General features: G+C 68.3%; 24 protein-coding genes, 1 tRNA gene, 1 other RNA gene and 1 pseudogene. 12 read left to right on the forward strand and 15 right to left on the reverse strand.

From position 1 onward, the window contains the following. Positions 1 to 110: 110 nt before the first annotated feature. A complete protein-coding gene (locus MWU52_RS16460) occupies positions 111 to 746 on the forward strand; it encodes a ribonuclease T2 (RefSeq protein ID WP_246954157.1) in 636 nt (211 codons plus the stop codon). Here the strand turns inward: MWU52_RS16460 and MWU52_RS16465 are convergent. The 3 genes from MWU52_RS16465 to MWU52_RS16475 all read right to left on the reverse strand — a co-directional run bounded on the left by MWU52_RS16465 (position 736) and on the right by MWU52_RS16475 (position 3,072). Next, positions 736 to 2,046, reverse strand: a complete 1,311-nt coding sequence (locus MWU52_RS16465; protein WP_246954159.1) for a GGDEF domain-containing phosphodiesterase — start codon at positions 2,044 to 2,046, stop codon at positions 736 to 738. The two genes, MWU52_RS16460 and MWU52_RS16465, sit on opposite strands and share 11 nt — an antisense overlap. A gap of 82 nt (positions 2,047 to 2,128) precedes the next feature. Beyond that, complete coding sequence (recR, locus tag MWU52_RS16470) at positions 2,129 to 2,725, reverse strand: recombination mediator RecR (protein ID WP_246954160.1); 597 nt, start codon at positions 2,723 to 2,725, stop codon at positions 2,129 to 2,131. Between the two features lie 2 nt (positions 2,726 to 2,727). Continuing rightward, on the reverse strand, positions 2,728 to 3,072 hold the full coding sequence (locus tag MWU52_RS16475) for a YbaB/EbfC family nucleoid-associated protein (protein ID WP_246954161.1): 345 nt from the start codon (positions 3,070 to 3,072) through the stop codon (positions 2,728 to 2,730). A gap of 155 nt (positions 3,073 to 3,227) precedes the next feature. Between MWU52_RS16475 and MWU52_RS16480 the strand changes: the two genes are divergently transcribed. Further along, positions 3,228 to 3,842 (forward strand): histidine phosphatase family protein, encoded by a 615-nt coding sequence (locus MWU52_RS16480; protein WP_246954162.1) that lies wholly within the window; start codon positions 3,228 to 3,230, stop codon positions 3,840 to 3,842. Between the two features lie 55 nt (positions 3,843 to 3,897). Here the strand turns inward: MWU52_RS16480 and dps are convergent, their stop codons facing one another. From dps to MWU52_RS18120, 3 genes and pseudogenes are all read right to left on the reverse strand, one after another. Continuing rightward, positions 3,898 to 4,377, reverse strand: a complete 480-nt coding sequence (dps, locus tag MWU52_RS16485) for a DNA starvation/stationary phase protection protein Dps (RefSeq protein WP_246954163.1) — start codon at positions 4,375 to 4,377, stop codon at positions 3,898 to 3,900. An 87-nt stretch (positions 4,378 to 4,464) separates the two neighbouring features. Further along, on the reverse strand, positions 4,465 to 6,471 hold the full coding sequence (locus tag MWU52_RS16490; RefSeq protein ID WP_348645529.1) for a DNA polymerase III subunit gamma/tau: 2,007 nt from the start codon (positions 6,469 to 6,471) through the stop codon (positions 4,465 to 4,467). Beyond that, a pseudogene (locus MWU52_RS18120) lies at positions 6,383 to 6,625 on the reverse strand (DUF202 domain-containing protein); the annotation flags it as partial. The pseudogene MWU52_RS18120 and the gene MWU52_RS16490, both read right to left, overlap by 89 nt. Positions 6,626 to 6,687: 62 nt before the next feature. Here MWU52_RS18120 and MWU52_RS16500 point away from each other — a divergent pair. Continuing rightward, the gene (locus MWU52_RS16500) at positions 6,688 to 7,605 is read left to right on the forward strand and encodes an alpha/beta fold hydrolase (RefSeq protein ID WP_246954166.1); all 918 of its coding nucleotides are present in this window, start codon (positions 6,688 to 6,690) and stop codon (positions 7,603 to 7,605) included. A 124-nt stretch (positions 7,606 to 7,729) separates the two neighbouring features. On the opposite strand, the gene ffs is transcribed toward MWU52_RS16500, so the two are convergent. Next, positions 7,730 to 7,828: signal recognition particle sRNA small type (gene ffs / locus MWU52_RS16505), an RNA gene on the reverse strand. A 122-nt stretch (positions 7,829 to 7,950) separates the two neighbouring features. On the opposite strand from ffs, the gene nudC reads away from it, so the two are divergent. Continuing rightward, positions 7,951 to 8,892 (forward strand): NAD(+) diphosphatase, encoded by a 942-nt coding sequence (gene nudC, locus MWU52_RS16510; protein ID WP_246954168.1) that lies wholly within the window; start codon positions 7,951 to 7,953, stop codon positions 8,890 to 8,892. Positions 8,893 to 8,945: 53 nt separating this feature from the next. After that, positions 8,946 to 9,407, forward strand: a complete 462-nt coding sequence (locus MWU52_RS16515; RefSeq protein ID WP_246954169.1) for an SRPBCC family protein — start codon at positions 8,946 to 8,948, stop codon at positions 9,405 to 9,407. On the opposite strand, the gene MWU52_RS16520 is transcribed toward MWU52_RS16515, so the two are convergent. Further along, positions 9,394 to 10,245, reverse strand: coding sequence for a prephenate dehydratase (locus tag MWU52_RS16520; protein WP_246954170.1), 852 nt, complete (start codon positions 10,243 to 10,245; stop codon positions 9,394 to 9,396). The two genes, MWU52_RS16515 and MWU52_RS16520, sit on opposite strands and share 14 nt — an antisense overlap. 120 nt (positions 10,246 to 10,365) lie before the next feature. On the opposite strand from MWU52_RS16520, the gene MWU52_RS16525 reads away from it, so the two are divergent. The 5 genes from MWU52_RS16525 (at position 10,366) to MWU52_RS16545 (ending at position 16,706) form a co-directional block, all read left to right on the forward strand. Continuing rightward, positions 10,366 to 10,893, forward strand: coding sequence for a c-type cytochrome (locus MWU52_RS16525; RefSeq protein WP_246954171.1), 528 nt, complete (start codon positions 10,366 to 10,368; stop codon positions 10,891 to 10,893). A gap of 160 nt (positions 10,894 to 11,053) precedes the next feature. Next, positions 11,054 to 12,898, forward strand: a complete 1,845-nt coding sequence (locus tag MWU52_RS16530; protein WP_246954172.1) for an extracellular solute-binding protein — start codon at positions 11,054 to 11,056, stop codon at positions 12,896 to 12,898. Between the two features lie 4 nt (positions 12,899 to 12,902). After that, positions 12,903 to 13,982 (forward strand): microcin C ABC transporter permease YejB, encoded by a 1,080-nt coding sequence (locus MWU52_RS16535; protein WP_246954173.1) that lies wholly within the window; start codon positions 12,903 to 12,905, stop codon positions 13,980 to 13,982. Between the two features lie 4 nt (positions 13,983 to 13,986). Then, on the forward strand, positions 13,987 to 15,096 hold the full coding sequence (locus MWU52_RS16540) for an ABC transporter permease (RefSeq protein ID WP_246954174.1): 1,110 nt from the start codon (positions 13,987 to 13,989) through the stop codon (positions 15,094 to 15,096). Beyond that, positions 15,093 to 16,706, forward strand: a complete 1,614-nt coding sequence (locus MWU52_RS16545; RefSeq protein WP_246954175.1) for an ABC transporter ATP-binding protein — start codon at positions 15,093 to 15,095, stop codon at positions 16,704 to 16,706. Before MWU52_RS16540 ends, MWU52_RS16545 begins: the two co-directional genes overlap by 4 nt. Positions 16,707 to 16,835: 129 nt before the next feature. Here MWU52_RS16545 and MWU52_RS16550 read toward each other — a convergent pair whose 3' ends face one another. Further along, a complete protein-coding gene (locus MWU52_RS16550) occupies positions 16,836 to 18,044 on the reverse strand; it encodes a D-alanyl-D-alanine carboxypeptidase family protein (RefSeq protein ID WP_246954176.1) in 1,209 nt (402 codons plus the stop codon). A gap of 328 nt (positions 18,045 to 18,372) precedes the next feature. Between MWU52_RS16550 and hemF the strand changes: the two genes are divergently transcribed. Continuing rightward, positions 18,373 to 19,263, forward strand: coding sequence for an oxygen-dependent coproporphyrinogen oxidase (gene hemF / locus MWU52_RS16555; protein WP_246954178.1), 891 nt, complete (start codon positions 18,373 to 18,375; stop codon positions 19,261 to 19,263). 13 nt (positions 19,264 to 19,276) lie between these two features. Here hemF and MWU52_RS16560 read toward each other — a convergent pair whose 3' ends face one another. Genes MWU52_RS16560 through hemE form a run of 3 tightly spaced genes read right to left on the reverse strand, consistent with a single transcriptional unit; the run spans position 19,277 to position 22,230 of the window. Continuing rightward, positions 19,277 to 19,969, reverse strand: coding sequence for a hypothetical protein (locus tag MWU52_RS16560; protein WP_246954179.1), 693 nt, complete (start codon positions 19,967 to 19,969; stop codon positions 19,277 to 19,279). Further along, positions 19,966 to 21,147, reverse strand: coding sequence for an FAD-dependent oxidoreductase (locus MWU52_RS16565; protein WP_246954180.1), 1,182 nt, complete (start codon positions 21,145 to 21,147; stop codon positions 19,966 to 19,968). The genes MWU52_RS16560 and MWU52_RS16565 overlap by 4 nt, the downstream gene beginning before the upstream one ends. A 51-nt stretch (positions 21,148 to 21,198) precedes the next feature. Next, positions 21,199 to 22,230: a uroporphyrinogen decarboxylase gene (gene hemE / locus MWU52_RS16570; protein ID WP_246954181.1), complete on the reverse strand. Its 1,032-nt coding sequence runs from the start codon at positions 22,228 to 22,230 to the stop codon at positions 21,199 to 21,201. Positions 22,231 to 22,302: 72 nt separating this feature from the next. Here hemE and hemC point away from each other — a divergent pair, with 72 nt between their 5' ends. Beyond that, positions 22,303 to 23,247, forward strand: a complete 945-nt coding sequence (gene hemC, locus MWU52_RS16575) for a hydroxymethylbilane synthase (RefSeq protein WP_246954182.1) — start codon at positions 22,303 to 22,305, stop codon at positions 23,245 to 23,247. A 7-nt stretch (positions 23,248 to 23,254) separates the two neighbouring features. Here hemC and gndA read toward each other — a convergent pair whose 3' ends face one another. The 3 genes from gndA to MWU52_RS16590 all read right to left on the reverse strand — a co-directional run bounded on the left by gndA (position 23,255) and on the right by MWU52_RS16590 (position 25,082). Beyond that, positions 23,255 to 24,673 carry an NADP-dependent phosphogluconate dehydrogenase gene (gene gndA / locus MWU52_RS16580; protein ID WP_246954183.1) on the reverse strand — a complete coding sequence of 473 codons (1,419 nt, stop codon included), beginning with the start codon at positions 24,671 to 24,673 and terminating at the stop codon, positions 23,255 to 23,257. 135 nt (positions 24,674 to 24,808) lie between these two features. Beyond that, positions 24,809 to 24,958 carry a hypothetical protein gene (locus MWU52_RS16585; protein ID WP_246954184.1) on the reverse strand — a complete coding sequence of 50 codons (150 nt, stop codon included), beginning with the start codon at positions 24,956 to 24,958 and terminating at the stop codon, positions 24,809 to 24,811. A 47-nt stretch (positions 24,959 to 25,005) separates the two neighbouring features. Further along, positions 25,006 to 25,082: transfer RNA gene (locus tag MWU52_RS16590), tRNA-Met, on the reverse strand. Between the last annotated feature and the right edge of the window lie 22 nt (positions 25,083 to 25,104).

Consider the following 25,104-nt stretch of genomic DNA (forward strand, 5'->3'; position numbering starts at 1 on the left):
TGACTGTGGCGTCGCCCGGATCAGGGGCTGCGACCGGGGTCGCTTGTTCTCGCTTTCGGGGAACTTGGGGCGCTATATAGGCCGCGCCGTCGCAATGGGAAAGACCCTGAATGAACCGCCTGCTTCTCATTCTCCTGATGCTCTGGACCGCGCCCGTTTCCGCCGAGGGCGAGGCGCCGGGCGAGTTCGACTACTACGTGCTGTCGCTGAGTTGGACGCCGACCTGGTGCGCCCTCGAAGGCGATGGACGCGGGTCGCCGCAATGCGATGCCGGACGGGGATACGGCTTCACGCTGCATGGCCTGTGGCCGCAATACGAGCGGGGCTGGCCCGACTATTGCCGAACCGCCGCGCGGCCCGCCACCCGGGCGCAGACGCGGGCGATGGTCGACATCATGGGGTCGTCCGGCCTGGCGTTCCATCAATGGCGCAAGCACGGCACCTGTTCGGGTCTCGACGCGGACACCTATTTTCGGACGTCCCGCGCGGCCTACGCGGCGGTGCGCCGGCCCGCGATCCTGCGGGACCTGGGGCGCGAGGTGGCGTTGCCCGCCCGCGTGGTCGAGGAGGCATTCCTGGAGGCCAATCCCGATTTTCATCCGGATGGCGTCACCGTGACCTGCCGCGCCGGCCGCATTCAGGAAGTGCGCATCTGCCTGACTCGCGAACTGGCGCCGCGGCGCTGCGGGTTCGATGTGGCGCGTGATTGCGCGCAGGTGGACGCGATCCTGTCGCCTATGCGCTAGGGGGTGCCGCAATGCGGCTGGCCCAGTCGGCGGCCGGGGCGGGGCGACCCAGGTGAAAGCCCTGTCCGAAATGGATGCCGAGACCGCGCAGCGTGTCGGCCTGGAGTTGCGTTTCCACCCCTTCGGCGACCAGGTCGATGTTCAGCCCCTGCGCCAGTGCCACCAGGCTGGACAGGATCGCCTCCTCCCGCCCGCCACGCCCCAGCCCGTCGACGAAGACGCGGTCGACCTTGACGATATCCACGGGCAGCCGCCGCAGGCGTTCCAGGTTGGACAGGCCGGTGCCGAAATCGTCCAGCGCGATCCGTACGCCCTGCGCCCGCAATTTCTCGATCCGTTCGATGGCGCGGTCGGATCGCACGATCACCGCGGTCTCGACGATCTCCAGCACCAACCGATCCGGCGGGAGCCGGTCCAGGATCTGGGAAAGCCACCGGTATCCGGCGCTGCCCCGCCCGTCGAGCATCGTGCCGGTGACGTTGAAGGTGGCATAGATCGGGGCGGTTCCCGTGACGAAGGGGGCCGCGGCTTCGACCGCGAGGTCCGGGAACAGGTCGGCGCCCGCTTCGGGGATGCGTTTGAGCGTGTCGAGAAATCCCGCCGGACCCAAGATCGCGCCGTCTGGCCGGTTCCAGCGCAGCAGCGCCTCGACCCCGGCCGCCCGGCCATCGCGCAGGTCGAAGATCGGCTGGACGTGAAATTCGAGCGCGCGCGCGGCGATCGCCGCCTCGATCTCGGCACGGGGCGGGGCCAGCGACGGCACCGGCAGGGCCCGCGTGACCTCCATGCGGTTGCCGCCGAGGGCCTTTGCCCGGGCAAGCGTGGCGTCCGCCCGCAGGATCGCCCGCGACCGACCCTCGTCCGGCACGGCGGTCACGACCCCGGCCGACAGGCTGCGGGAGACGGTTCCCGACATGCTCTCGACCACCGCGACCGAGGCGAGGGCCCGCATACGTTCCACGGTTTCGCAGGCCCGGGTCAGATCCGTCTCGGGAAGCCAGATCAGGAACCGCCCGCTTTCCAGCCGTTCCATTCCGCCGCCGGCGGGCAGCGTGCGCCGGAGCACGTCGCCCACGGCGTTCAGGAGCCGATCGCCGGTATCGAAATCGCGCGCGCTGTTCACCCCCTTGAGGTCGTCCACATCCAGAAGGGCCAGCGTGCCCTCGCCGCCGGTCGGCGGCGCGACCGGGCGCAATTCCGGCGGGCGGGCCGATCGGACGACCATCTTGCCCCGTCCGATCAGCCACCCGCCAAGCGCGGCGATGCCCGTAAGCAGGAGTGTGGCGGCGATATCGGGCAATGATGTCTCCGTCTGCGGTGCGGGGTCGACCAGGGCAACGGCCCGACGCACCCTCCGCCCCGGTCGGACGGCGGGTTAGAAACTAAAACGGTTTGCGCGACGATAGCGCGGCACGCAGCGTGCCATCGTCCAGATAGTCCAGTTCTCCGCCGATCGGGACACCCTGCGCTAGTCCGCTTATTGAGACGCCAGTCGAGGAAAGCTCCTTGGCGACGTAGTGCGCCGTGGTCTGCCCGTCCACAGTCGCATTCAGGGCCAGGATCACCTCGCGGATATCCTCGGCGGCGATACGGTCGCGCAGCTTGGGGATGGCGAGGTCGTCGGGCCCGACATCGTCCAGGGGCGACAGGGTGCCGCCCAGCACGTGATAGCGCCCTTCGAAGACATGCGCCCGTTCCATCGCCCAGAGGTCGGCCACGTCCTCGACCACGCAGACCTGCCCGTTCGCCCGCTTGGGCGCATCGCAGATACCGCAGATGTCGCCGGTCGACAGGTTGCCGCAGTTCAGGCAGGTGCGGATCGTCCGGCCCACCTCCTCCAGAAGGCGGGCCAAAGGCAGGAGCTGGGTGTCGCGCTTCTTGACCAGATGCAGCACCGCGCGTCGCGCCGATCGGGGGCCGAGGCCCGGCAGACGGGCCATCATGCCGATCAGCGTCTCGATATCGCGATGCGCCTCCATGCTCAGAAGGGCAGCTTCATCCCGGCGGGCAGACCCATGGATTCCGCGATCCTGCCCATCTCCTGCTGCGAGCGTTCGGCCGCGCGTGCCTGGGCATCCTTGATGGCGGCCAGGATCAGGTCCTCGACCATCTCCTTTTCGTCAGGCTGGAAGATCGAGGGGTCGATATCCAGTCCCACCAGGTCGCCCCTGGCGGTCGCCGTGGCCTTCACGAGGCCCGCGCCGGACTCGCCGGTCACGGTGATCGAGGAGAGGTTCTCCTGCGCCTCGCCCATCTTGGCCTGCATTTCCTGCGCCTTCTTCATCATCCCGGCCATGTCGCCGAGCCCGCCCAGTCCCTTGAACATCGTATGCCGTCCTTTGCTGTCATCGCCGTCCTGCAACTAGGCGGCGGGGCTTCGATCGGCAACCGGACAAACGTCTGACTAAAACTGTCAGATATTTGTTGACTCTTTTTGTCGGATACTTTGGATTGAGGTCGTGAACGAACGAGGAGGTTCCGATGTCCGAACAGAAACACCGCCGTGGCCTGGCCCGATTAATCTTTGCCTTCCTGACACTGCCGGCCGTGGCGCATGCGCAGGATGCAACCCCGGAGGATCTGATTGCAGCACTCCGGGAGGGCGGTCACGTCGTCTACATCCGGCACGCACAAACCGAGAGCGACTATGCGGATCAGGTAAATGCCGATCCGCAGAACTGCGCGACGCAGCGGGTGCTGAGCCGGACGGGCTGGCAGCAGGCGCGCGATATCGGGGCGGGGTTCGAGAGGTTGGAAATACCCGTGGCCGAGGTGCTGAGCAGTCAGTATTGCCGCGCCTGGCAGACCGCCGACCTGGCGTTTGGCGGCACCGAGGAGGTCGAGGCGCTGAACTTCCTGCCGTTCGAGGACTATGATGATGCGCAGGTACGGCAGATGCAGGATCGCGTCACGCCGCTGTTGACGCAGGACCTTCCGGCTTCGGGAAATCGGGTGATCGTCGCGCATGACGATCCGTTCGAGGCGGTCACGGGGATCTACCCCGAACCCCAGGGCGCGGCGTATGTCCTTCGCATCGACGGGGAAACGGTCGAGGTTCTCGGCAAGATCGACCCCGATGCATGGCCCGACCTGTGAAAACCGAACGGGGCCGCCCCGGAAGGCGACCCCGTTTCCAAGCATGTCGGGCGGCTCAGTTCGCGGCGTTGGCGCCGATGAACCAGGTGTCCTTCTCGACGGCGCGACTGACCTCGGTGAACAGGTCGGCGCTGTCCTCGTCGCCCGCCTCGTCGGCGGCCTCGATCGCCTCACGCAGCGATTTGCCATAGGCCTTGAACCGCTCGACCAGGGCGGCGATGTGGTCCTGGATCTCGGTCATCTCGACGGGATAGGGCTTCAACTCGGTCTTCTTGGCGACCACCTGCGTCGTGCCGCGCGCGAACCCGCCCATCATGGCGACACGTTCGGCCATCATGTCGGTGTTCTCGTCCATGCGGTCGGCCACTTCGTCCAGCAACTCGTGCACGCCGATATAGCCGCGGCCCCGCAGGTTCCAATGCGCTTCCTTGATGGCGAGGCGCAGGTCGATGCCATCGGCCAGACGCGCGTTCAGTACCTCCACCATCTGTTCTTGGGTCTGCTGGTCGATCCCTGTGACGAAGCTCTCAGGCATGAATGATCTCCTTCGCGTTGTGCTGCGTCCCAACGGCCGCGGAGGGGATTCGGTTTCATGCCGTGCACGCGCTGCAGGCGGGGTGGGTCAGCCCTCGTCGAAGGGGTCCCATTCTTCGTCGACCTCGGCCAGTGCCTCCTCCGCCGCGTCCCGGGCCAGTGCCTCCCTGCTGCGGATCTCGACCAGTTCGGCGCCCGGAAAGCTGGCCAGGATCGCCTGCGTCAGTGGGTGGGCCATCGCCTCGGTTTCGGCACGGCGCAGGTCGGCGTCGCGGGTTTCGGCAATCGTCGGGCGGCCGCCCTGGCCCGCGACGCTGGTAACCCAGCGCGTGCCGGTCCAACCCTGCAGCCTTCCGGCCAGCCGCGCGGCGAGGTCGGGGGCGGCGCCGGGCGCCGCTTCGAACGCGATCCGGCCGGGGGCATAGGAGACGAGGCGGACCCCGGTCTCGACCTCCACGAGGAGTTTCACGTCGCGATTGGCACGGATCAGGTCGACCACCTGGCCGAAGGTCTGGAACCGGGCGAGGGCAGGATGGGCGTCGGGCGCGATGGCGGGCTGGGCCGAACCGCGCGCCACGGGGCCGCCCCCTCCGCCGCCTTGTGGCGCGGGGCGCGGGGCGGGGGCCGCGCCGGTAGGCGCGGGATTGTCGCGCAGCTTGCGCAGGAGTTCGTCGGGGCTGGGCAGGTCGGCGACATGGGTCAGTCGGATGATCGCCATCTCGGCGGCCATCATCGCGTTCGGGGCGTTGCCCACTTCCTCCAGCGCCTTCAGCAGCATCTGCCACATCCGGGTCAGCGACCGCATCGGCAGGCCGGCGGCGAAGGCCTGGCCGCGGGCGCGCTCGTCCGGGCCGACGGTCGGATCCTCGGCCGCGTCGGGAGTGATCTGGATGACGCTGACCCAATGTGTCAGCTCGGCCAGGTCGCGCAGCACGGCCATGGGGTCGGCGCCGTCGGAATATTGCGACCCCAGCTCCTCCAGCGCGGCGGCGGCCTCGCCCTTCATGACAAGGTCGAACAGGTCCATGACCCGGCCCCGGTCGGCGAGGCCCAGCATGGCGCGGACCTGATCGGCCGTCGTCTCGCCCGCGCCGTGGCTGATCGCCTGGTCGAGGAGGGACATCGCGTCGCGGGCGGAGCCTTCGGAGGCGCGGGCGATCAGGGCCAGCGCATCGTCGGCGATCTGCGCGTCCTCGCTGACCGCGATGCCGCGCAGGTGGTCGATCATCACCTCGGGCTCGATCCGGCGCAGGTCGAACCGCTGGCAGCGGCTGAGCACGGTGACGGGGACCTTGCGGATCTCGGTCGTGGCGAAGATGAACTTCACATGGGCGGGCGGTTCCTCCAGCGTCTTCAAAAGCGCGTTGAACGCGCTGTTCGACAGCATGTGGACCTCGTCGATGATGTAGATCTTGTAGCGGGCCGAGGCCGCCCGGTAATGCACCGAATCGATGATCTCCCGCATGTCGCCGACGCCGGTATTGGACGCGGCATCCATTTCCAGCACGTCGACATGGCGGCCCTCGGCGATGGCCAAGCAGGGCTCGCACACGCCGCAGGGATCGGTGGTGGGCCCGCCCGTTCCGTCGGGGCCCACGCAGTTCAGGCCCTTGGCCACGATGCGCGCCGTCGTCGTCTTGCCGGTGCCGCGGATGCCGGTCAGGATGAAGGCCTGCGCGATGCGGTCGGCCGCGAAGGCGTTGCGAAGCGTGCGGACCATCGCGTCCTGGCCCTTCAGGTCGGCGAAGGTGGCGGGGCGGTACTTGCGCGCGAGCACCTGGTATTCGGTCGATGTCATGCGGGCCTCCGGGCGGTCGGCATCAGGGCGCCAATCTAGGCATCCCGCGCGCGGGGGTCCACCACAGTCACAGCGTCCAGAGCACGATGCAGGTCGCGACGGCGCCGACCGAGAAGACGGCCGACAGGATCGCGAAGACGCGGCTGTCCTGGCGTTCGGTGTCGTGGGTGTCGAGGCGCTTGTGCCCCGTCTTGGTGTTGCGCCAGGCCGACCAGAAGATGACGAGCGCCGCACCGATGAAGATCGTGGCGACGGCCTTGGGCACCCAGGTCGGCTCGGCCGCACCGAAGACGGCACGCAGGCCGACCGCGATGGCGATGGCCGCCATGCCCGTACGCATCCAGCCCGCGAAGGTACGCTCATTGGCCAGGACGGTTCGATCCTCGGCCCAGTCGGTCCGGTCCTCGGCCCAATCGGTCTTCTTGTCCTGATTGTCGTCGCCGTTCTTCATGCCCCGCACCCTAGCGCGTCGCGCGCCCGCGCATAGTCGAATCGCGTGGGTGGTGGCCGGAGATGCCGCTGCGTCACGGTTGGCAGGTCGCCCGTGCGCCGTTCACTCTGACCGAACGGTTCATGCGGAAGGCGCGCGACATGTCCGAGGCGGTCACCATCGAACTCGGCGATACGCGCCTCTGTGGGCGGCTTTACCGGCCCGGCGGGGCTGTGCGCGCGGCGGCTGTCCTGAATGGCGCAACGGGTGTCCCGGCGCGCTTCTACGCCGCCTTCGCCGAATGGCTGGCGCGCGAAAGGGGCATTGCCTGCCTGATCTGGGATTATCGCGATTTCGGCTGGTCGGGGGACGCGCGCGACAGCCCCGCCACGATGAACGACTGGGGCATCGCGGACAGCCAGGCGGCACGCGATTGGCTGACCCGCGCATGCCCGGATGTGCCGCTCTGGGTGATCGGGCATTCGCTGGGCGGGATGATGTTGCCGTTCCAGCGTGATCTGGGCGGCATCGCGCGCGTGATCTGCGTCGCGGCCGGCGCCGTTCATGTCGGGGACCACCCCTGGCCCTATCAGGCGGTCGCCCGGGCCTTCTGGTCGCCGGTTCTGCCCTGGCTCGCGCGACGCGCGGGATACGTGCCGCTGCACCGCCTGCGGCTGGGGCATGACCTGCCGCGGGGCGTCTATCTGCAGTGGCGCAGATGGTGCACGACGCACGGGTTTCATGCCGCCGACCCGGATCTGCCGGACCCCGACGCGACCGCCCTGAACTGTCCGATGCGGATCGTCGCCGTCGCGGATGACGCGCTCTGCCCGCCGGTGTCGGTCTGGCGCCTGGGCGCGTCCTATCCGGCGGCCCGTCAGACGCGCGTCCTGCTGCGCCCCGAGGCGTTCGGCCTGGCCCGGTTGGGCCACCTGCATGTGTTGGGGGCCCGGGGGCACGCGGCCTGGGCGGAGGTGGTGGGGGACGGGTTAGACGGTTGATGTCGTCGGCCTTGGCGTCGGGGCGTTCCGAGAACACGCTTTCGGGATACTCGCCTGAGGAACGTGCCCTGTCGCGCGGTGCGGATGATCCGACGGGAGACATTTACGGGGCAAAAGTCCCCGGAGGTGAGAGGCTGGACGACGACCCAAGCGGGACTCGTTGTGGCTGCTACCTTCCGGTCCTGACCAGGTTGGCGAGGCGCTTGCCCGCGCCAACCTCTCGGAATGGCAGATAGGACGGGCGCGCGCGGGATGCAAGATCGGCATGCGGATCGGACCGCCGGGGCTTTGCCCCGGACCCCAAGGTATTTATGGCAAGATGAGGATGCCCCGGGGGACTGCGCCATGAAGATCGCCGAGACCGTCACCTTCGGGGGCGGTGGCCTCGACCGGGCCGAGGACCTGCGCCGGCACCCGGACATGCTGGCCGCGATGCCCGCGCGCACGCTGCCGCTGTGGCGCGGCAAGCCGCTGCTGGGGCCCGGGCGCGACTGTCTGGCCTGGCTGGACGGTCACGCGTGGGCAGGGATGGGCCACCCGATCCTTCTGGGACGCGACGGGGACCATGCGCTGTTTGCGCGCGACGTCTCGGCCCTTGACGTGGTCGGCGCGCGCGAGGGGGTCGGCGCGTTCCTGGATCCCAGCGAGCAGACCCATCCCGATCTGCCCGAGGGGTGTGCCTTCGCCGAGCTGCGGGCGGTGATGACCGGGCTGTCGCCCCGCGACGCCGAGATCGCGGCCACCGCGAAGGGCGTGCTGGAATGGCATCGCACGCACGGGTTCTGTGCCAATTGCGGCCTGCCGACCCAACCCGGCAAGGCGGGCTGGATGCGGGCCTGCGCGGGATGCGTGCGGATGCATTTCCCGCGCACCGACCCGGTGGTCATCATGCTGGTGACACGGGGTGATCATGTGCTTCTGGGCCGGTCACCCGCCTGGCCCGAGGGGATGTTCAGTTGTCTTGCCGGATTCATGGAGCCGGGCGAGACGCTGGAATCCGCCGTCCGCCGCGAAGTCTGGGAGGAGACGGGCATCCGCGTGGGCGCGGTCCGCTATCTGTCCAGCCAGCCCTGGCCGTTTCCCGGCAGCCTGATGCTGGGCGCGCACGGATCGGCCGTCAGCGAGACGATCGAGATCGACCCCGAGGAGATCGAGGAGGCCATCTGGCTGAGCCGCGAAGACCTGGCCGAAGTGTTCGAGGGCCGCCATCCCCGTGTCCGCGCCGCCCGCCCGGGCGCGATCGCGCGTTTCCTATTGTGGAACTGGCTGGCGGATCGGCTGGATTGACGCCGGCGACGCCGGACGGCATGTGATGCGCCACCAGAGCAGAGGGACGCCCAATGAAATTCGTCGCCACCGAGGATATCGCCGCCCCCATCGAGTTCGTCTGGTCCCGCATCTCGGACCTGGAGACGTTCGAGCGGCGGGCGCGCAAGCGGGTCGGCACGATCGAACGGCGTCCCCCAGGCCCGGCGGGAAAGGGCACGACCTGGTCGGGCACGGCCGAGGTCATGGGTAAGCGGCGCGACGTGACGGTGACCCTGGCGGAGGTGGCGGCGCCCGAGACGATGGCGATGACCGCGGTGACCGACGGGATGGATGTCGATATCGGCGTGGTCCTGTCACGGCAGGGGCCGCGGCTGACGCGGATGACGGTCACCTCCGAGGCCAAGGCGCGCAGCCTGGCTGCCCGGCTGATGCTGCAATCGGCCAAGCTGGCGCGGCAGACGCTGGCCAAGCGCTACAAGGGGCGGGTCGCCAATTTCGCGGCCAGCGTCGAGGACGCCTCTAGGCGGGCGTGAGCCCGCCCTCGAAATGGTCCGGATCGGCGGGATAGACGCCGAGGATGTCCAGTTTCGAGGTAAAGTAGGACAGCTCCTCCAGCGCGCGTGCCACGGGGGGATCCTTTGGGTGGCCCTCGATATCGGCATAGAACTGCGTGGCAGAGAAGCGCCCGTCGACCATGTAGGATTCCAGCTTGGTCATGTTCACGCCATTGGTCGCGAAGCCGCCCATCGCCTTGTAGAGCGCGGCCGGGATGTTGCGGACGCGGAAGACGAAGGTTGTCTTGACCGGGCCGGCCCCCGCCGCGGGACGCAGGGGTTCGCGCGCCATGACCACGAAGCGCGTGGTGTTGTGGCCATGATCCTCGATGTCGCGGGCCAGCACGTCGAGGCCGTAGGTCTCGGCCGCGAGAACGGAGGCCAGCGCCCCGTCCGACCGGTCGCCCCTCCGCACCAGATCGGCCGCGGCGCCCGCGCTGTCGGCGGCGGCCTCGGCCCGGATGCCATGAGCGGCCAGGAAATCGCGGCATTGCGGGATCAGAACAAGGTGCGCCCGCACCCGCGCGATGTCCGACAGGCGTGTCCCCGGCAAACCCAACAGCGCGATGCGCACGCGCAGGAAGGATTCGGCCACGATGTGCAGACCAGAATCCGGCAGCAGGCGGTGGATGTCGGCCACCCGGCCATAGGTCGAATTCTCGACCGGCAGCATGGCCAGGTCGGCCCGCCCGTCGCGCATCGCCCCGATGCAGTCCTCGAACGTGGCGCAGGGCAGGGGGGCGTGGTCCGGCCGCGCGTCGCGGCAGGCCTCGTGGGAATAGGCGCCCAGCTCTCCCTGGAAGGCGATCGTGGCCATGGTGCGATCCGCGTCACGTGTTTCGTTCGGTCGCAGTTCCTATCCCTTGCGCCGGTGGCATGAAACCACATACATGACCCCGACCTGAGACGATCCCCCGCCGATGAAAGGGTGCCACACATGGATACGATGACGGCCACGAAGGTTCTGGGCGCCGGTTGCGGCGCGCTCCTGGTGTTCCTGCTGGGATCCTGGGCGGCGGAGGGGCTGTATCACGTCGGATCCGAAGCGCATGGCGACGAGGAACACGCGCAGGGCTACTACATCGAGGTGGCCGGAGCCGAGGGCGGCGGGGAAGCGGCGGATGCCGAACCCGAGATCCCGTTCGAGGAGGTGTTCGTCAATGCCTCGGCCGAGGAGGGCGAGAAGCTCTGGCGCCAGTGCGCGGCCTGCCACAAGCTGGACGGCACCGACGGGACCGGGCCGCATCTCGACGGTGTCGTCGGGCGCGACAAGGGCGGCGTGGCCGGGTTCGGCTATTCCGAGACGCTGGCCACGATGGAGGGCGACTGGTCGCCCGAGAACCTGTCGGGCTTCCTGCACAACCCCAAGGAATATGCGCCGGGCACCAAGATGGCCTATCGCGGCATGGACGATGTCGAAGACCGGGCGAACCTGATCGCCTACCTGGCGGCGCAGGGCGGTTGACCCCGGCCGCACCGCGCCCGCACCGATACGATGGCCCGCCCCGTCCGGCGGGCCTTTGCATATCGGGCGGGGCCGTTCACCGGTCGGTGAATGCCCGGCTCTTGCGCTTGCCGGGCATGGTTATTTACCTGTGACGAACCCAAAGGGGAGGTCCATGCCGATGCTAGCCAGGTTCGCAATCGCAGCCGTTCTGGTCACCACGCCCGTCTGGGCGCAGGATACGACGCCGGACACGCCCGACCATGGCATTTCGACCTTTCCGGGCGGAGAGCTGAAATATGCCCCCGATTTCGCGCACCTGGACTACGTGAACCCCGATGCGCCGAAGGGCGGCGAGATCAGCGTGTGGGCCTTCGGCTCCTTCGACAGCCTGAATCCCTATACGCCCAAGGGCCGCGCGGCGGGCCTTTCGTCGGCCCCCTATGAGGCGATGCTGCAAGGGACCGCGGACGAGATCGGAAGCGCCTATTGCTTCATCTGCGAGACGATGGACTATCCCGCCGACCGATCCGAGGTGACGTTCACGCTGCGCGACGACGTCACCTTCAGCGACGGGACGCCGCTGACGGCCGAGGATGTCGCCTTCAGCTTCGGCATCCTGCGCGACAAGGGGCTGCCCAGCTTCCGCGCCGTGCTCGCGCGCGATATCGAGGATGTCGAGGTCATCGATCCGCTGACGATCCGCTATAGGTTCAAGGAAGGCATTCCGACGCGCGACCTGCCGGCCCGGGTCGGCAGCCTGCCGATCTTCTCCAAGGCCGATTTCGAGGCGCGCGACGTTGATTTCGAGGAGAGCACGCTGACCCCGATGATCGGATCGGGTCCGTATGTCATGGACCAGATGGATGTCGGGCGATCCATCGTCTATCGCCTGCGCGACGATTATTGGGGCACCGATCATCCGCTGAACGTAGGCCAGAACAATTTCGGGACGATCCGGATCGAATACTACGCCGACTACGCCGCCGCATTCGAGGGGTTCAAGGCCGGCAACTACACCTTCCGAAACGAGGCCTCCTCCAAGAGCTGGGCCACCGGCTATGACTTCCCCGCCGTCGAGGAGGGGCATGTCGTCAAGGCCGAGCTGCCCGACGGCACGATTTCCACCGCGCAGAGCTTCATCTTCAACCTGCGCGAGCCGAGGTTCCAGGACATCCGCGTCCGCGAAGCGATCGGGTTGATGTTCAACTTCGAGTGGTCCGACGAGACGCTGTTCTACGGCATCTACGACCGGATGACGTCCTTCTGGGAGAACACCGACCTGAAAGCCGACGGCCCGCCTTCGACGGCGGAGGTCGAGATTCTGCGTCCGCTGGTCGAGGAGGGGCTGCTGGACGCCGCGATCCTGACCGACGATGCGGTCCTGCCGCCGGAATCGGGGATGCGTCAGCTCGACCGGGGCAACCTGCGCCGTGCCAGCACCCTTCTGGACGAGGCCGGCTGGATCGTCGGTGCCGACGGGATGCGCCGCAAGGACGGCGAGACCCTGGCGGTCGAGTTCCTGAACGACAGCCAGACTTTCGACCGCATCCTGAACCCCTATGTCGAGAACCTGCGCCGTCTGGGCGTGGATGCCAGCCTGGTCCGCGTCGACAACGCCCAGATGACCAACCGCGAACGCAGCTACGATTTCGATGTCATCACCCACCAGATGCCGATGGGATACGTCCCCGGCTCCACGCCGCGACAGTATTTCGGTTCCGAAAGCGCGGACGACGTGTTCAACCTTATGGGCCTGCAGAGCCCGGCCGTCGATGCCGTGATCGAAATCGTCGAGAACGCCACCACGCAGGAAGATCTGGAGGCCGGCATCGCCGCGCTCGACCGCGTCCTGCGGGCGGAACGCTTTTGGGTGCCGCAATGGTTCAAGCCGGTCCACACCGTCGCCTATTACGACTACCTGCGCTATCCCGAGCCGCTGCCGCCCTATGCGCTGGGTCACTTGGCCTTCTGGTGGGCCGATCAGGAGGCTTATGCGGCGCTGAAGGCCGAAGGGGCGCTGTAAACCCTTGGGCGCCTACATTCTCCGACGTCTGCTGCTGATGATCCCGACCCTGCTGGGGATCATGGTGATCAATTTCGTATTGATCCAGTTCGTGCCTGGTGGACCCATCGAGCAGGTCCTGGCCCAGTTGGAGGGTGACGGCGATGCCTTCGCCAACATCGCGGGCGGGGGCGACGGCGCGGGGGCCGAACAGGTCGGCGACGAATCCGGTTATCTCGGTGCGCGGGGCCTGCCGCCCGAGTTTATCGAGGAGCTGGAGCGCCAGTTCGGCTTCGACAAGCCACCGCTGGAGCGGTTCCTGAACATGATGTGGGACTACATCCGCTTCGATTTCGGCGAGAGCTATTTCCGCTCCATCTCGGTTGTCGACCTCGTGCTGGAGAAGATGCCGGTCTCGATCACGCTGGGGCTCTGGTCGACGCTGCTGGCCTATCTGATCTCGATCCCGCTCGGCATTCGCAAGGCGATGCGCGACGGCACCAAGTTCGACACCTGGACCTCCGGCATCGTGATCGTGGCCTATGCCATCCCGGGCTTCCTTTTCGCGATTCTGCTGCTGGTGCTGTTCGCCGGCGGGTCGTACTTCAAGATCTTCCCGCTGCGCGGTCTCACGTCGCCCGGGTGGGAGGACATGTCGACACTACAGCAGATCGGCGACTATTTCTGGCACATTACCCTGCCGGTCGCGGCCTCGACGCTGGCGGCTTTCGCGGGGCTGACGCTGCTGACCAAGAATTCCTTCCTCGACGAGATCCGCAAGCAATACGTGACCACCGCGCGCGCCAAGGGCCTGACCGAGAGCCGCGTTCTCTACGGCCACGTGTTCCGCAACGCGATGCTGATCGTCATCTCGGGCTTTCCGGCCCTGTTCGTGAGCGTGTTCTTCGGCGGCAGCCTCATCATCGAGACGATCTTCTCGCTCGACGGCCTCGGCCGGCTGGGGCTGGAGGCAGTGGTGACGCGCGATTATCCGGTGGTGTTCGGCACGCTTTTCACCTTCTCGCTGATCGGGCTGGTCATGGGGCTCATCACTGACCTCACCTATATCTGGATCGATCCGCGCATCGACTTCGAGCGGAGGTGATGCGGTGAAGCTGTCGCCCCTAAACGCCCGCCGCTGGACGAACTTCAAGCGCAACCGCCGCGCGCTTTGGTCGCTGTGGATCTTCGCGATCCTGTTTGGGCTGTCGCTCTTCGCGGAGCTTCTGGCCAACGACAAGCCGCTCTTGGTCAGCTATCGGGGCGAGTGGTTCACGCCGATCACGTCCTTCTACCCCGAAACCGCGTTCGGCGGCGATTTCCAGACCGAAGCCGTCTATCGCGATGCCGAAGTGCGGTGCCTGATCGTGTCGGGCGGGCTGGAGGATTGCTTCGACGACCCGGGCGGCGTCATTGCCGAAGTGCGCGAAACCGGTGCCTTCGCGGGCGAACCGGTGGAGGATGGCTGGATCCTCTGGCCGCCCATCCCCTACAGCTACAACACGGTGAACAACATCGACGGCGCGGCGCCCTCGGCCCCCGATGCCGATCACTGGCTGGGCACCGACGACACCGCGCGCGACGTGCTGGCCCGCGTAATCTACGGCTTCCGCCTGTCGGTGGCCTTCGCCCTGATCACCACGTTCTTCGCCAGCATCATCGGCATCGCCGCCGGCGCCGTGCAGGGCTATTTCGGCGGCTGGACCGACCTTCTGCTGCAACGCCTGGTCGAGATCTGGAGCTCGACCCCATCGCTCTACGTCATCATCATCGTGGTCGCGATCATCCCGGTGAACTTCTGGCTGCTGGTCGGCCTGACCGTGCTCTTCGGCTGGATCGGACTGGTGGGCGTCGTGCGGGCCGAGTTCCTGCGCGCGCGCAATTTCGAGTACGTCCGCGCGGCCAAGGCGCTGGGCGTAGGCGATCGGACGATCATGTTCCGCCACGTGCTGCCGAACGCGATGGTTGCGACGCTGACCTTCCTGCCCTTCCTCGTCACCGGTGCCATCGGGTCGCTGGCCACGCTCGACTTTCTGGGCTTCGGCCTGCCCTCCTCGGCGCCGTCGCTGGGAGAGTTGACGTTGCAGGCCAAGCAGAACCTGCAGGCCCCGTGGCTGGGCTTCACGGCCTTCATCACCTTCGCGGTGATGCTCTCGCTTCTGGTCTTCATCTTCGAGGGCATCCGCGACGCGTTCGACCCGCGAAAGACGTTCTCATGACCGATCGCGTCCTAGACGTGCGGAACCTGCGCATCGCGTTCCGCCAGGACGGCGAGACGTTGGAGGCCGTGCGCGGCGTCAGCTTCCATGTCGACCGCAGCGAGACGGTGGCCCTGGTCGGCGAATCCGGATCCGGCAAGTCGGTGACGGCTTTGTCGACGGTGTCGCTCCTGCCCGACAGCGCCACCGTGACGGGCCATATCGACTACGAAGGCACGTCCATGGTAGACGCGCCCGAGCGGGACCTGCGCCGCGTGCGGGGAAACGATATCAGCTTCATCTTCCAGGAGCCGATGACCTCCCTCAATCCGCTCCACACGATCGAGAAGCAACTGGCCGAGAGCTTGGCACTGCACCAGGGGTTGAAGGGTGCCGCCGCGCGCACCCGGATCCTCGACCTGATGGAGAAGGTCGGAATCCAGGATGCCGAGAGCCGTCTCGGCGCCTATCCGCATCAACTTTCGGGCGGCCAACGGCAGCGGGTTATGATCGCGATGGCGCTGGCCAACGGGCCGGACCTGCTGATCGCGGACGAACCGACGACCGCGCTCGACGTGACGATCCAGGCGCAGATTCTGGAACTGCTGGCCGCGTTGCAGCGCGACGAGGGCATGTCGATGCTGTTCATCACGCACGACCTCGGCATCGTGCGGCGCTTCGCCGACCGGGTCTGCGTCATGAAGGCGGGCGAGATCGTCGAGGCTGGCCCGGTGGCCGAGATCTTCGACGCGCCGCAGCATCCCTACACGCAGATGCTGCTGGCGGCGGAACCGGCCGGACGCCCCGATCCGGTGCCCGATGCGGCGCCCGGAATCGCGGCGGCCGAGCATCTGAAGGTATGGTTCCCGATCCAGACCGGCCTTCTTAAGCGCACGACCGGGCATGTTAAGGCCGTCAACGACGCCACGCTCCACGTGCGCGCGGGCGAGACGGTCGGCATCGTCGGCGAAAGCGGATCGGGCAAGACCACGCTGGCGCTCGCCATCATGCGCTTGATTGCGTCCGAGGGGCCGATCACGCTTCAGGGCAAGCGCATCGACGGGCTGCAATCGAAGGCGCTGCGCCCGCTGCGCCAGGACATGCAGATCGTGTTCCAGGACCCGTATGGCAGTCTGAGCCCCCGCATGACCGTGGCCGAGATCGTGGCCGAGGGCCTCAAGCTGCATGACACCGGCGATGCCCGGCCGCACCGCGAACAGGTGGCCGAGATCCTGACCGAGACGGGGATCGACCCCGCCTCGATGGATCGGTATCCGCACGAATTCTCCGGGGGGCAGCGCCAGCGGATCGCCATCGCCCGCGCGATGATCCTGCGGCCGAAGTTGGTCGTTCTGGACGAGCCGACGAGCGCGCTCGACCAGACGGTGCAGGTGCAGATCGTCGAGCTTCTGCGCGACCTGCAGCGGCGGCACGGGCTGGCCTACCTGTTCATCAGCCACGACCTTAAGGTGGTGCGCGCGCTGTCCCACAAGGTGATCGTGATGAAGCGCGGCGACGTGGTCGAGGCGGGCGACGCCGCGCAGGTCTTCGACGCGCCGACCGACCCCTATACCCGCGCCCTGATGGCGGCGGCGTTCGATCTGCGGGCGGATGCTGCCGCCGCGGTGTAATTTCGCGACCGTCGACTTTGCCCGACCCCCGCCGGAATGGATCGGCGTCCGATCCGTTCGACCACACCTCATGCCGTCGCCATGGGGCGGCGCATTGGTGCCATCACCGGCCGCGCCGACTAGGGAACGCTAGCTGCCGAAAGTCACGCTGCAATCGACGGCGCGGGCGCGCAGGCGGGTGCAGGCGCGTTGTGCATCACGCTCGCTCAGCCCCACGAAGCTGGGGGCGAAGCCGCCGCGGACCCGGTCCACGCGACGCAATGCGTCGTCGAGCGTGTCGAGCTCCTGCAAGGCGGTGCGCAGCAGCAGCTTGTCGGCCGCCGAACGGGTGCCTTGGCGGTTGAGCTGAATGCCGAAATCCCGGCCCGCGGTGGACGCGCGCGTGACGATCACGCGCGGCGCCTCGGTCGCCGCGGGGCGGGGCGCGGGCTGCGCGGTGGGCGTCGAGGCGGAGGCATAGAGCGCCGCACCGCCGGCACCCAAGCCGCGCATGACGGGGCGCATCGAATGAACCGGCGCGCTGGGGCCAGGCAAGGTGCCGCCGCCATAGACCGGGGGGGAGGGGCGCCGCTCGGTCACGTGGCGCGGGGCCTTCTGAAAGCCGATGTCCAGCAATTCGGCGATGCGCGCGTTCCGCGTGGCCGTGGACCGGCCGCCGAAGACGGTCGCGATGATGCGCACGCCCCCGCGCTCGGCCGAGGCCACCAGGTTGAAACCCGCCGCATTGGTATAGCCCGTCTTGATGCCGTCGGCGCCGCGATAGGCGTTCAGCAGACGACGGTTGGTGTTGCGGACCTGCGTGACGCTGGCATCGGTCGTGCGGCGAGAGAACAGGTTGTAGTATTCGGGATAGTCGTAGAACAGCCGCCGGCCCATGACACTCATGTCGCGTGCGGTGCTCAGATGGCCCGACGCGGTCAGGCCATGCGCGTTGCGAAAGGTCGAGTCGGTCATGCCCAGCGCGCGCGCCGTGCGGTTCATCCGTTCCGCGAAAGCGGCTTCCGAGCCGGAGATCGCCTCGCCGATGGCGGTGGCCGCGTCATTGGCCGATTTCACGGCGGCCGCGCGGATCAGATAGCGGAAGGCGATCTTCTGCCCCGATCGCAGGCCCAGCTTCGACGGCGGTTCGGCGGCGGCGTTGCGCGAGATGCGGACCTCGGTGTCCAGGGTGATCTCGCCGCGTCGCACGGCTTCGAACGCGATGTAGAGCGTGAGCATCTTGGTCAGCGAGGCCGGGTGCAGGCGGGTCTCGGCATTAGACGAGCGCAGGATCTCGCCCGTTCGGGCATCCATGACCAGTTCGGCATAGGGTGCGGCGCGGCCCGGAAGGGCCAGCATCAACATGACGCCAAGGGGCAACAGGGCCGCGAGGGCCCGCTTTATCAAAACTGTGTTCACGCGACTGCTCTACTGCCTTGGGCGCCCCGATCTGACGTCGGTGGTCGCCCGTGTGAATTGTGGGATCAGGTTAGCCTTTCGGAGGGCGTGAATCCACCGCGCAATGGCCTGCCCCGAAATTACCCAGATCGCCGGACCCGGGTTGCAACATCTGGTGCATCCGGGACGCGTGGCCTACAACTGCGCCCGCCAATCATGGCGGAAATGGGGCGGTCGGCGCCCGAAGGCGGGTGCCGTGGCGCCTTTGAGCAGAAGGGGTTGCACAACCATGAACCAGACCGACGACGATGCCCGCCCCCGCGCCGCCGCCTGGTTCCGCGAGTTGCGCGACCGCATCGTCACCGCCTTCGAGGCGTTGGAGGATGACGGCGCGCCAGGCCCCTTCGCCGATCTGGTCCCCGGTCGGTTCGAGGTGACGCCGACCCGACGGGCCTCCGACGACGGTTCGGACGCGGGCGGCGGGCTGATGTCGGTGATGCGCGGCGGCCGCGTGTTCGAAAAGGTCGGGGTCAACTGGTCGGAGGTCCACGGCACCCTCGCCCCGCGCGCCCAGGCCGCCATGGCTGCCCGCGGCGTGCCGGGGATGGAGGAGGATCCCCGTTTCTGGGCTTCGGGGATCAGCTTGGTCGCGCATATGCGCAACCCGCATGTGCCGGCCGTCCACATGAACACGCGGATGTTCTGGACGCCCCATGCCTGGTGGTTCGGCGGCGGTGCGGACCTGAACCCGTGCATCGAATACGAAGAGGATACGGCGCATTTCCATGCCTGCATGCAGGCGGCCTGCGACGCGCACGAGGTCGGACGCTACGAGCGGCTGAAGGCCTGGGCCGACGAGTATTTCTACATCCCGCACCGCAAGCGCGCGCGGGGCGTGGGCGGTATCTTCTATGACGACCTCAACACCGGCGATTGGGAAGCCGATTTCGCCTTCACCCGCGACGTCGGGGCGCATTTCCTGCCCGCCTTCCAACCGCTGGTGGAGCGACGCCGCGACCACGGCTGGACCGATGCCGACAAGCATGCCCAGCTGGTGCATCGCGGGCTCTATGCGGAATACAACCTCGTCTATGACCGGGGCACCAAGTTCGGGCTGGAGACGGGGCACGACGCCGACGCCGTTCTGATGTCGCTGCCGCCCGAGGCAAAGTGGCCCTGACCCTGTCGCGGCGCTACGCCCCCGACGTCAGGACGCGCAGCTCGCCGCAGGCCGCGAACCCGCAGGCCCGCGCGTCCCGCAGCGTGGAACCGCTTTCATAGCCGACCAATGGCCGGCCGGGCGCAACTGATTGCGCGGCGCACGCGGCATCCGCGAAGGCGCCGGCCGGTCCGAACACGTTCGACAGGCCCGCGACCCCGTCCGACAGGTTGACGAGGCATCCGGCATCGAATGCCGCACCGCCTGCGCGCCCGATGACGAAAACCCCCGGCGCCTTCAGGAAGGCCGGCGGGAACATTGCGGCGTCTGCCGCGGTGTCGCCCGACCAACCCGCCTCCCACGCCGTTAGCCGCGCCGACGTATCCACCTGCATCCAGCCATCGGGCATCCCGGACCGCGCGGCCTCGCGCCGGATCCAGAACGCGCCGAACCGCACGCGAAACCCCTGCGCCGCGGCGTCGATCCGGCAGAAGCTGTCCTTCACGACGATCCCGTCACCGAACCGATTTCGCGCCTCCGCGATCAGGTCCGCGACGGCGGCATCGTCGACCGAAGTCACGCTGACATGCGGATAGAAGGGCGGCGGCGGGTTGATCGCGACGAAGCCCGCCGCCCGTCGCGCGAAGGCCAGACCGCGCGCCGCGAAGACCGCCGCGCAAAGGTCCGCGTTGTTCTTCGCCGCGTGGACCGCACGCGGGTCGGTCACGACGCGTCTGCATCCCAGACGGCGCGGAAATCGGCGGCATAGCCCTCGTCCGCCAGCCCCGCGCCGGTCGCGACCAACGCGCCGAGGCGACCGAGCTCGTCCCCACATTTCGCCGCCGCGCCGTTGCCGCCGCACAGGACCGTCACGCCTTCGCCGGCCCCGTCGATGTAGGGGAAACCCGTCTCCGTCCAGACGACGGCGCAGGGTTCGGTATGCGTCGCCTCGACGACGAGGCCGGGCATCAGCGCGCGCATCTCCGCCAGCAGGCGTTCGCCGACATGTGCCTCGCCCGCCCCGTGGAACCAGTCGCGCATCCCGGCATCCGACCGGATGCGCGGGCTGTCCACCTGACCGCCGATCTTGAGGTAGAGGTGCCCGTCCGGGTAGCGCACCGGCGGCAGCATATAGAGGTCGTGGTCCCACCCCTCCGGCACCCAGATCACGCTGGGCATGTCGGCCAGCCTTGCGCCCTCCGCCTCCGACAGGCGGGCGAAGGCGATGGTGCGGGCCCAGACCTTCATCGCCGGCCGGCGCGGCAGCAACCCGTCGGACGCGGCATGCGGTCCGGTCGCCACAACCATGTGCTCTCCCGCGACGCGCGTCCCGTCCGCCAGCGTCACGACGCGATCTTCGCGCGCCACGGCCGCCTGCGCGGAAAGCGCGGCCCCCGCCCGAACGGCCAGCGCCTGCTGCGCCTCGCGCATCGCGCGCGGGTCCATCCAGCCACCGTGCCGCGCCTCGAAACTCGCGACCGATCCCTCGGGCAGGGCCAGACCCGTCCGCTCCCAGACTTCGCAGGTGCCCAATATCTCGGGCGCGTCGCTCAGACCCTCGGCCACGCGTCGGAACCCTTCGGTAAACCCCGCCAGCGGCCCGTCCTCCGGACCTGCCATCAATGCGCCCACCTCGTGAAAGATCGTGCGTCCCGACCGGGCCTCCAGGTCGCGATACCGGTCGATGGACCGCCGCGACAGCAGCGACCAGTCCGCATCCGCCGCCACCCGCCGCGTGATCCGCGCGGCGTCGAAATGACTGCCGAACGGCCCGCCCCAATCGGCCTTCACCGCCGGTTCGGGGGCCGCGATCAATGCCACCGAATGCCCCGCCTTGGCCAAGTGGCGCGCGCAGGGTGCCCCCATCATCCCGCCGCCGATGACGATGAAATCGAAGCCCTGCATCCCACCCTCATCTTGCCGGAAATACCTTGGGGTCCGGTGCGCCCCGGTCCGTCAGCTCGCCTCGCGCAGCGTCTCGATCATCAGCGCGACGTTGCCCGGATCGGCATCCGGCGTGATCCCGTGGCCCAGGTTGAAGATATGCGGGCCGCCCGACAGCGCATCGCGGATGCGCCGCACCTCCGACACGAGCGCCTCGCCCCCGCTGACCATGTGGCGCGAGGCGAGGTTGCCCTGCACGCAGCCCGCCGGCTGGACGTGGTCCGCGACCCATTCGGCATCGACGGAATCGTCGACCGCCACGCAATCCGCGCCCGTCGCCGCATGAAACCCGATATAGCCTTCCCCCGCCTCGCGCGGGAAGGTGACGACCGGGACGTCCGGATGGCGTGCCTTCAGCGCCGCGACGATCGCCTTGGCGGGCGCCACCGCATAGCGCGCGAAATCCTCGCCACGGAGCGATCCGGCCCAGCTATCGAACAGCTTCACAACCTCCGCCCCCGCCTCGATCTGCGCCGAGAGGTATTCGATCGTCGCCTCGGTCAGGCGGTCTATCAGCGCCTCGAACGTCGCGCGGTCCTCGGCCTTCAGCGCATGCGCCGGGCCCTGGTCGGGCGTGCCCTGCCCCGCGATCATGTAGGTCGCCACCGTCCAGGGCGCGCCCGCGAACCCGATCAGCGCGACCTCGGGCGGCAATGCGCCGGCCAGGTTGCGCACCGTCTGATAGACCGGGGCCAAGGTCTCGTGCACGTCCGCGGCGGGCTTCAGGCGGTCGAAATCCGCGCGCGACGTCACCGTCGACAGGCGCGGCCCCTCGCCGGTCACGAACCACAGATCGGCGCCCAGCGCCTGCGGCACCAGGAGGATGTCGGCGAACAGGATGGCCGCGTCGAACCCGAAGCGGCGGATCGGCTGCAACGTCACCTCGGTCGCGAGGTCGGGGTTGTAGCACAGCGACAGGAAATCGCCCGCCTCGGCCCGCGTCGCCTTGTATTCCGGCAGGTAGCGCCCCGCCTGCCGCATCATCCAGATCGGCGGCACGGGCAGGGTCTCGCCGGCCAGCGATCGGAGCAGGGGTTTCGTCATCGGTCACCTCCGGGGTCTGGACAGGACCTGTCCCGGATGGGCAGGTGGTGTCAACACGACCCCGGAGGCCCCATGTCCGATATGCCCACCGCCGATCATCCGCTGCGCATCGGCACGCGCGGCTCGCCGCTGGCGCTGGCGCAGGCGCACGAGACGCGCGACCGGCTGATGGCGGCCTGGGACCTGCCCGAGGATGCGTTCGCCATCGACGTCATCAAGACAACCGGCGACCGCGTGCAGGACCGCCCCCTGTCGGAAATCGGCGGCAAGGGCCTTTTTACCCGCGAGATCGAGGAGGCACTGCTGGCCGGCGAGATCGACATGGCGGTCCATTCCATGAAGGACATGCCGACGCTGCAACCGGGTGGCCTGTCGATCGACACGTTCCTGCCGCGCGAGGACATGCGCGACGCCTTCATCACGCTGGACGGGCGCGGCATCGACGGGCTGGGGCAGGGGGCGGTCGTCGGCACCTCGTCGCTGCGCCGCCGGGCGCAGTTGGCGCATCGCCGCCCCGACCTGAAGCTGGTCGAGTTCCGCGGCAACCTCCAGACCCGTATGGCCAAGCTGCGCGATGGGGTGGCGGACGCGACGTTCCTCGCCATGGCCGGGCTGAACCGGCTGGGCATGGCGGACGTGCCGCGCCGCGCGATGGATCCGTCCGACATGCTGCCGGCCATCGCGCAGGGCGCCATCGGGATCGAGCGGCGCGCGGGCGATGCCCGGATGGGACGGATGCTGGCGGCGATCCACGACCGCGACACGGGGCTGCGCCTCGCCTGCGAACGCACGTTCCTGAAGACGCTCGACGGGTCCTGCGAGACGCCGATCGCCGGGCTCGCCGAACTCGATGGCGACACGCTGAAATTCCGGGGCGAGATCCTGCGCCCGGACGGGTCGGACGTGCTGACCGTGTCGGGCGACTGCCCCGCCGGGGACGGGGCCGCCCTGGGCGAACGTCTGGGGCTGGAACTGCTCGACCGCGCGCCGGAAGGGTTCTTCGACTGGCGGAGCTAGGGCCGCGCTAATGCTTGGGCGACGCGGTCTGCGCGCCCGCCCATGGCCCGTGCTGATCCGACGTGCCGTTCACGTGCTCGAACCCATGCAGGCCGAAGAAATCCCGCTGCGCCTGGATCATGTCGGCCGTGCCGCGCGCCGTGCGCATCGCGTCGAAATACGCAAGCCCCGAAGACAGCGCCGGCAACGGATGCCCGTTCAGTGCGGCCGCCGCCACCACCTGCCGCAGCGCGCCGTGATGCGCCTTCAGAAGGTCCGCGAAATGCGGCGTCCGCATCAGGTTCTCGCCCGGGTGATCGGCCAGGGCGGCGGCCATGTCGTCCAGCATCGACGACCGGATGATGCAGCCCTCGCGCCAGATGCGCGCCACCTGCGGCAGGTCGACATCCCAGCCATGCACGTCGCAGGTCGCCGCGATCATCACGAAGCCCTGCGCGTAGCAGAGGATCTTGCCCGCGATCAGCGCCGCCTCCAGCGTGTCGAGGTCCAGCGTGTCGAAGGCCTGCGGCGCCGCGCCGAACACGTCTTCGCCCCGCGCGCGCTCCTCCCGCCGGGCGGAGACATTGCGCGCAACCACCGCCGCCTCGATCGCCGGGATGGGCGTCAGCAGGTGCTGGCTCTCGATCGCGGTCCAGCGGCCGGTGCCCTTCTGTCCCGCCGCGTCCACGATCACCGACAGGAGCGGATCGCCCGTGGCGACGTCGCGCGCGCGCGCCACCTTGCCCGTGATCTCGATCAGGTAGGATTGCAGCGCGCCCGCGTTCCACCCCTCGAACACGGCGCCGATCGCGTCGGGGTCCATCCCGTGCCCGTCGCGCAGGATGCCGTAGATCTCGGCGATCATCTGCATGTCGGCATATTCGATGCCGTTATGGACCATCTTGACGAAATGGCCGGCCCCCGCCGGCCCCATCAGCGCGGCGCAAGGCACCCCTTCGTGCTTGGCCGAGATCGCCAGCATGATGTCCTCGACCTGCGCCCAAAGCTCCGGCGCCCCGCCGCCCATGATCGACGGGCCATGGCGCGCGCCCTCCTCGCCGCCCGACACGCCGACGCCCAGGAAGGGCCCCGTCGCCTCGGCCACGCGGCGGTTGGTGTCGTGGAAGTTCGCGTTGCCGCAATCGACGATCAGGTCGTCCGCGTCCAGCAAGGGCCGCAAGGCCGCGATCTGGTCGTCCACCGGCGCCCCGGCGGGCACCATCAGGATGATCGCGCGGGGTTTGGCGATGGCGGCGACGAACGCCTCAAGCGTCTCGGTCGGATGGATGCGCGGAGCCAGCTCGCCCGCCTCCGCCGCGAAGTCGCGCGTCACCTGCGTCGTGCGGTTGAACACCGCGATGTCGAAGCCCTTCTCGGCGATGTTGGAGGCGAGCGCCGCGCCCATGGTCCCCAGGCCAATCAGGCCGATGCGTGCGTCTGCGGACATGGTGTTCCCCCTCGTGCCGATGTCGCCGCCAGAACTAGACTGCGTGGCCCGGGTTGGGAAGGTTGCCGCGAGGGTGGCGCGGACATGCGAAGGGCGGCCGCGGCGGGCCGCCCGTCGCCGTCATTTCGGCCGGGATCAGAGCACGAAGCTCACGATCACCACGACCACCACGACGACACCGATGATGTAGAAGATATTACGCATTCCGGGTTCTCCTGTGCGGAAAGGGGCGGAAATCGCCCCTCTGGTGAGGAGGTAACGCCGCGGCATGTGGTCGCGTTCCACATGCACGTCCGGCCGGACGGAAAACACGATGAGGGATGTGTGGGCAATGGTGGCGGTGCAGGGACTTGAACCCCGGACACGCGGATTATGATTCCGCTGCTCTAACCAACTGAGCTACACCGCCTCTGGCGCGCGGGATACGGCCC

The sequence above is a fragment of the Jannaschia sp. S6380 genome, from assembly GCF_023015695.1.
Taxonomy (GTDB): domain Bacteria; phylum Pseudomonadota; class Alphaproteobacteria; order Rhodobacterales; family Rhodobacteraceae; genus Jannaschia.

Coding starts and splice junctions, on each gene's coding strand:
- MWU52_RS16460 (WP_246954157.1), top strand. CDS start 111: ATGAACCGCCTGCTTCTCATTCTCCTGATGCTCTGGACCGCGCCCGTT.
- recR (WP_246954160.1), bottom strand. CDS start 2,725: ATGGAGGCGCATCGCGATATCGAGACGCTGATCGGCATGATGGCCCGT.
- MWU52_RS16475 (WP_246954161.1), bottom strand. CDS start 3,072: ATGTTCAAGGGACTGGGCGGGCTCGGCGACATGGCCGGGATGATGAAG.
- MWU52_RS16480 (WP_246954162.1), top strand. CDS start 3,228: ATGTCCGAACAGAAACACCGCCGTGGCCTGGCCCGATTAATCTTTGCC.
- dps (WP_246954163.1), bottom strand. CDS start 4,377: ATGCCTGAGAGCTTCGTCACAGGGATCGACCAGCAGACCCAAGAACAG.
- MWU52_RS16500 (WP_246954166.1), top strand. CDS start 6,688: ATGCCGCTGCGTCACGGTTGGCAGGTCGCCCGTGCGCCGTTCACTCTG.
- nudC (WP_246954168.1), top strand. CDS start 7,951: ATGAAGATCGCCGAGACCGTCACCTTCGGGGGCGGTGGCCTCGACCGG.
- MWU52_RS16515 (WP_246954169.1), top strand. CDS start 8,946: ATGAAATTCGTCGCCACCGAGGATATCGCCGCCCCCATCGAGTTCGTC.
- MWU52_RS16520 (WP_246954170.1), bottom strand. CDS start 10,245: ATGGCCACGATCGCCTTCCAGGGAGAGCTGGGCGCCTATTCCCACGAG.
- MWU52_RS16525 (WP_246954171.1), top strand. CDS start 10,366: ATGGATACGATGACGGCCACGAAGGTTCTGGGCGCCGGTTGCGGCGCG.
- MWU52_RS16530 (WP_246954172.1), top strand. CDS start 11,054: ATGCTAGCCAGGTTCGCAATCGCAGCCGTTCTGGTCACCACGCCCGTC.
- MWU52_RS16545 (WP_246954175.1), top strand. CDS start 15,093: ATGACCGATCGCGTCCTAGACGTGCGGAACCTGCGCATCGCGTTCCGC.
- MWU52_RS16550 (WP_246954176.1), bottom strand. CDS start 18,044: ATGCTGGCCCTTCCGGGCCGCGCCGCACCCTATGCCGAACTGGTCATG.
- hemF (WP_246954178.1), top strand. CDS start 18,373: ATGAACCAGACCGACGACGATGCCCGCCCCCGCGCCGCCGCCTGGTTC.
- MWU52_RS16565 (WP_246954180.1), bottom strand. CDS start 21,147: ATGCAGGGCTTCGATTTCATCGTCATCGGCGGCGGGATGATGGGGGCA.
- hemE (WP_246954181.1), bottom strand. CDS start 22,230: ATGACGAAACCCCTGCTCCGATCGCTGGCCGGCGAGACCCTGCCCGTG.
- hemC (WP_246954182.1), top strand. CDS start 22,303: ATGTCCGATATGCCCACCGCCGATCATCCGCTGCGCATCGGCACGCGC.
- gndA (WP_246954183.1), bottom strand. CDS start 24,673: ATGTCCGCAGACGCACGCATCGGCCTGATTGGCCTGGGGACCATGGGC.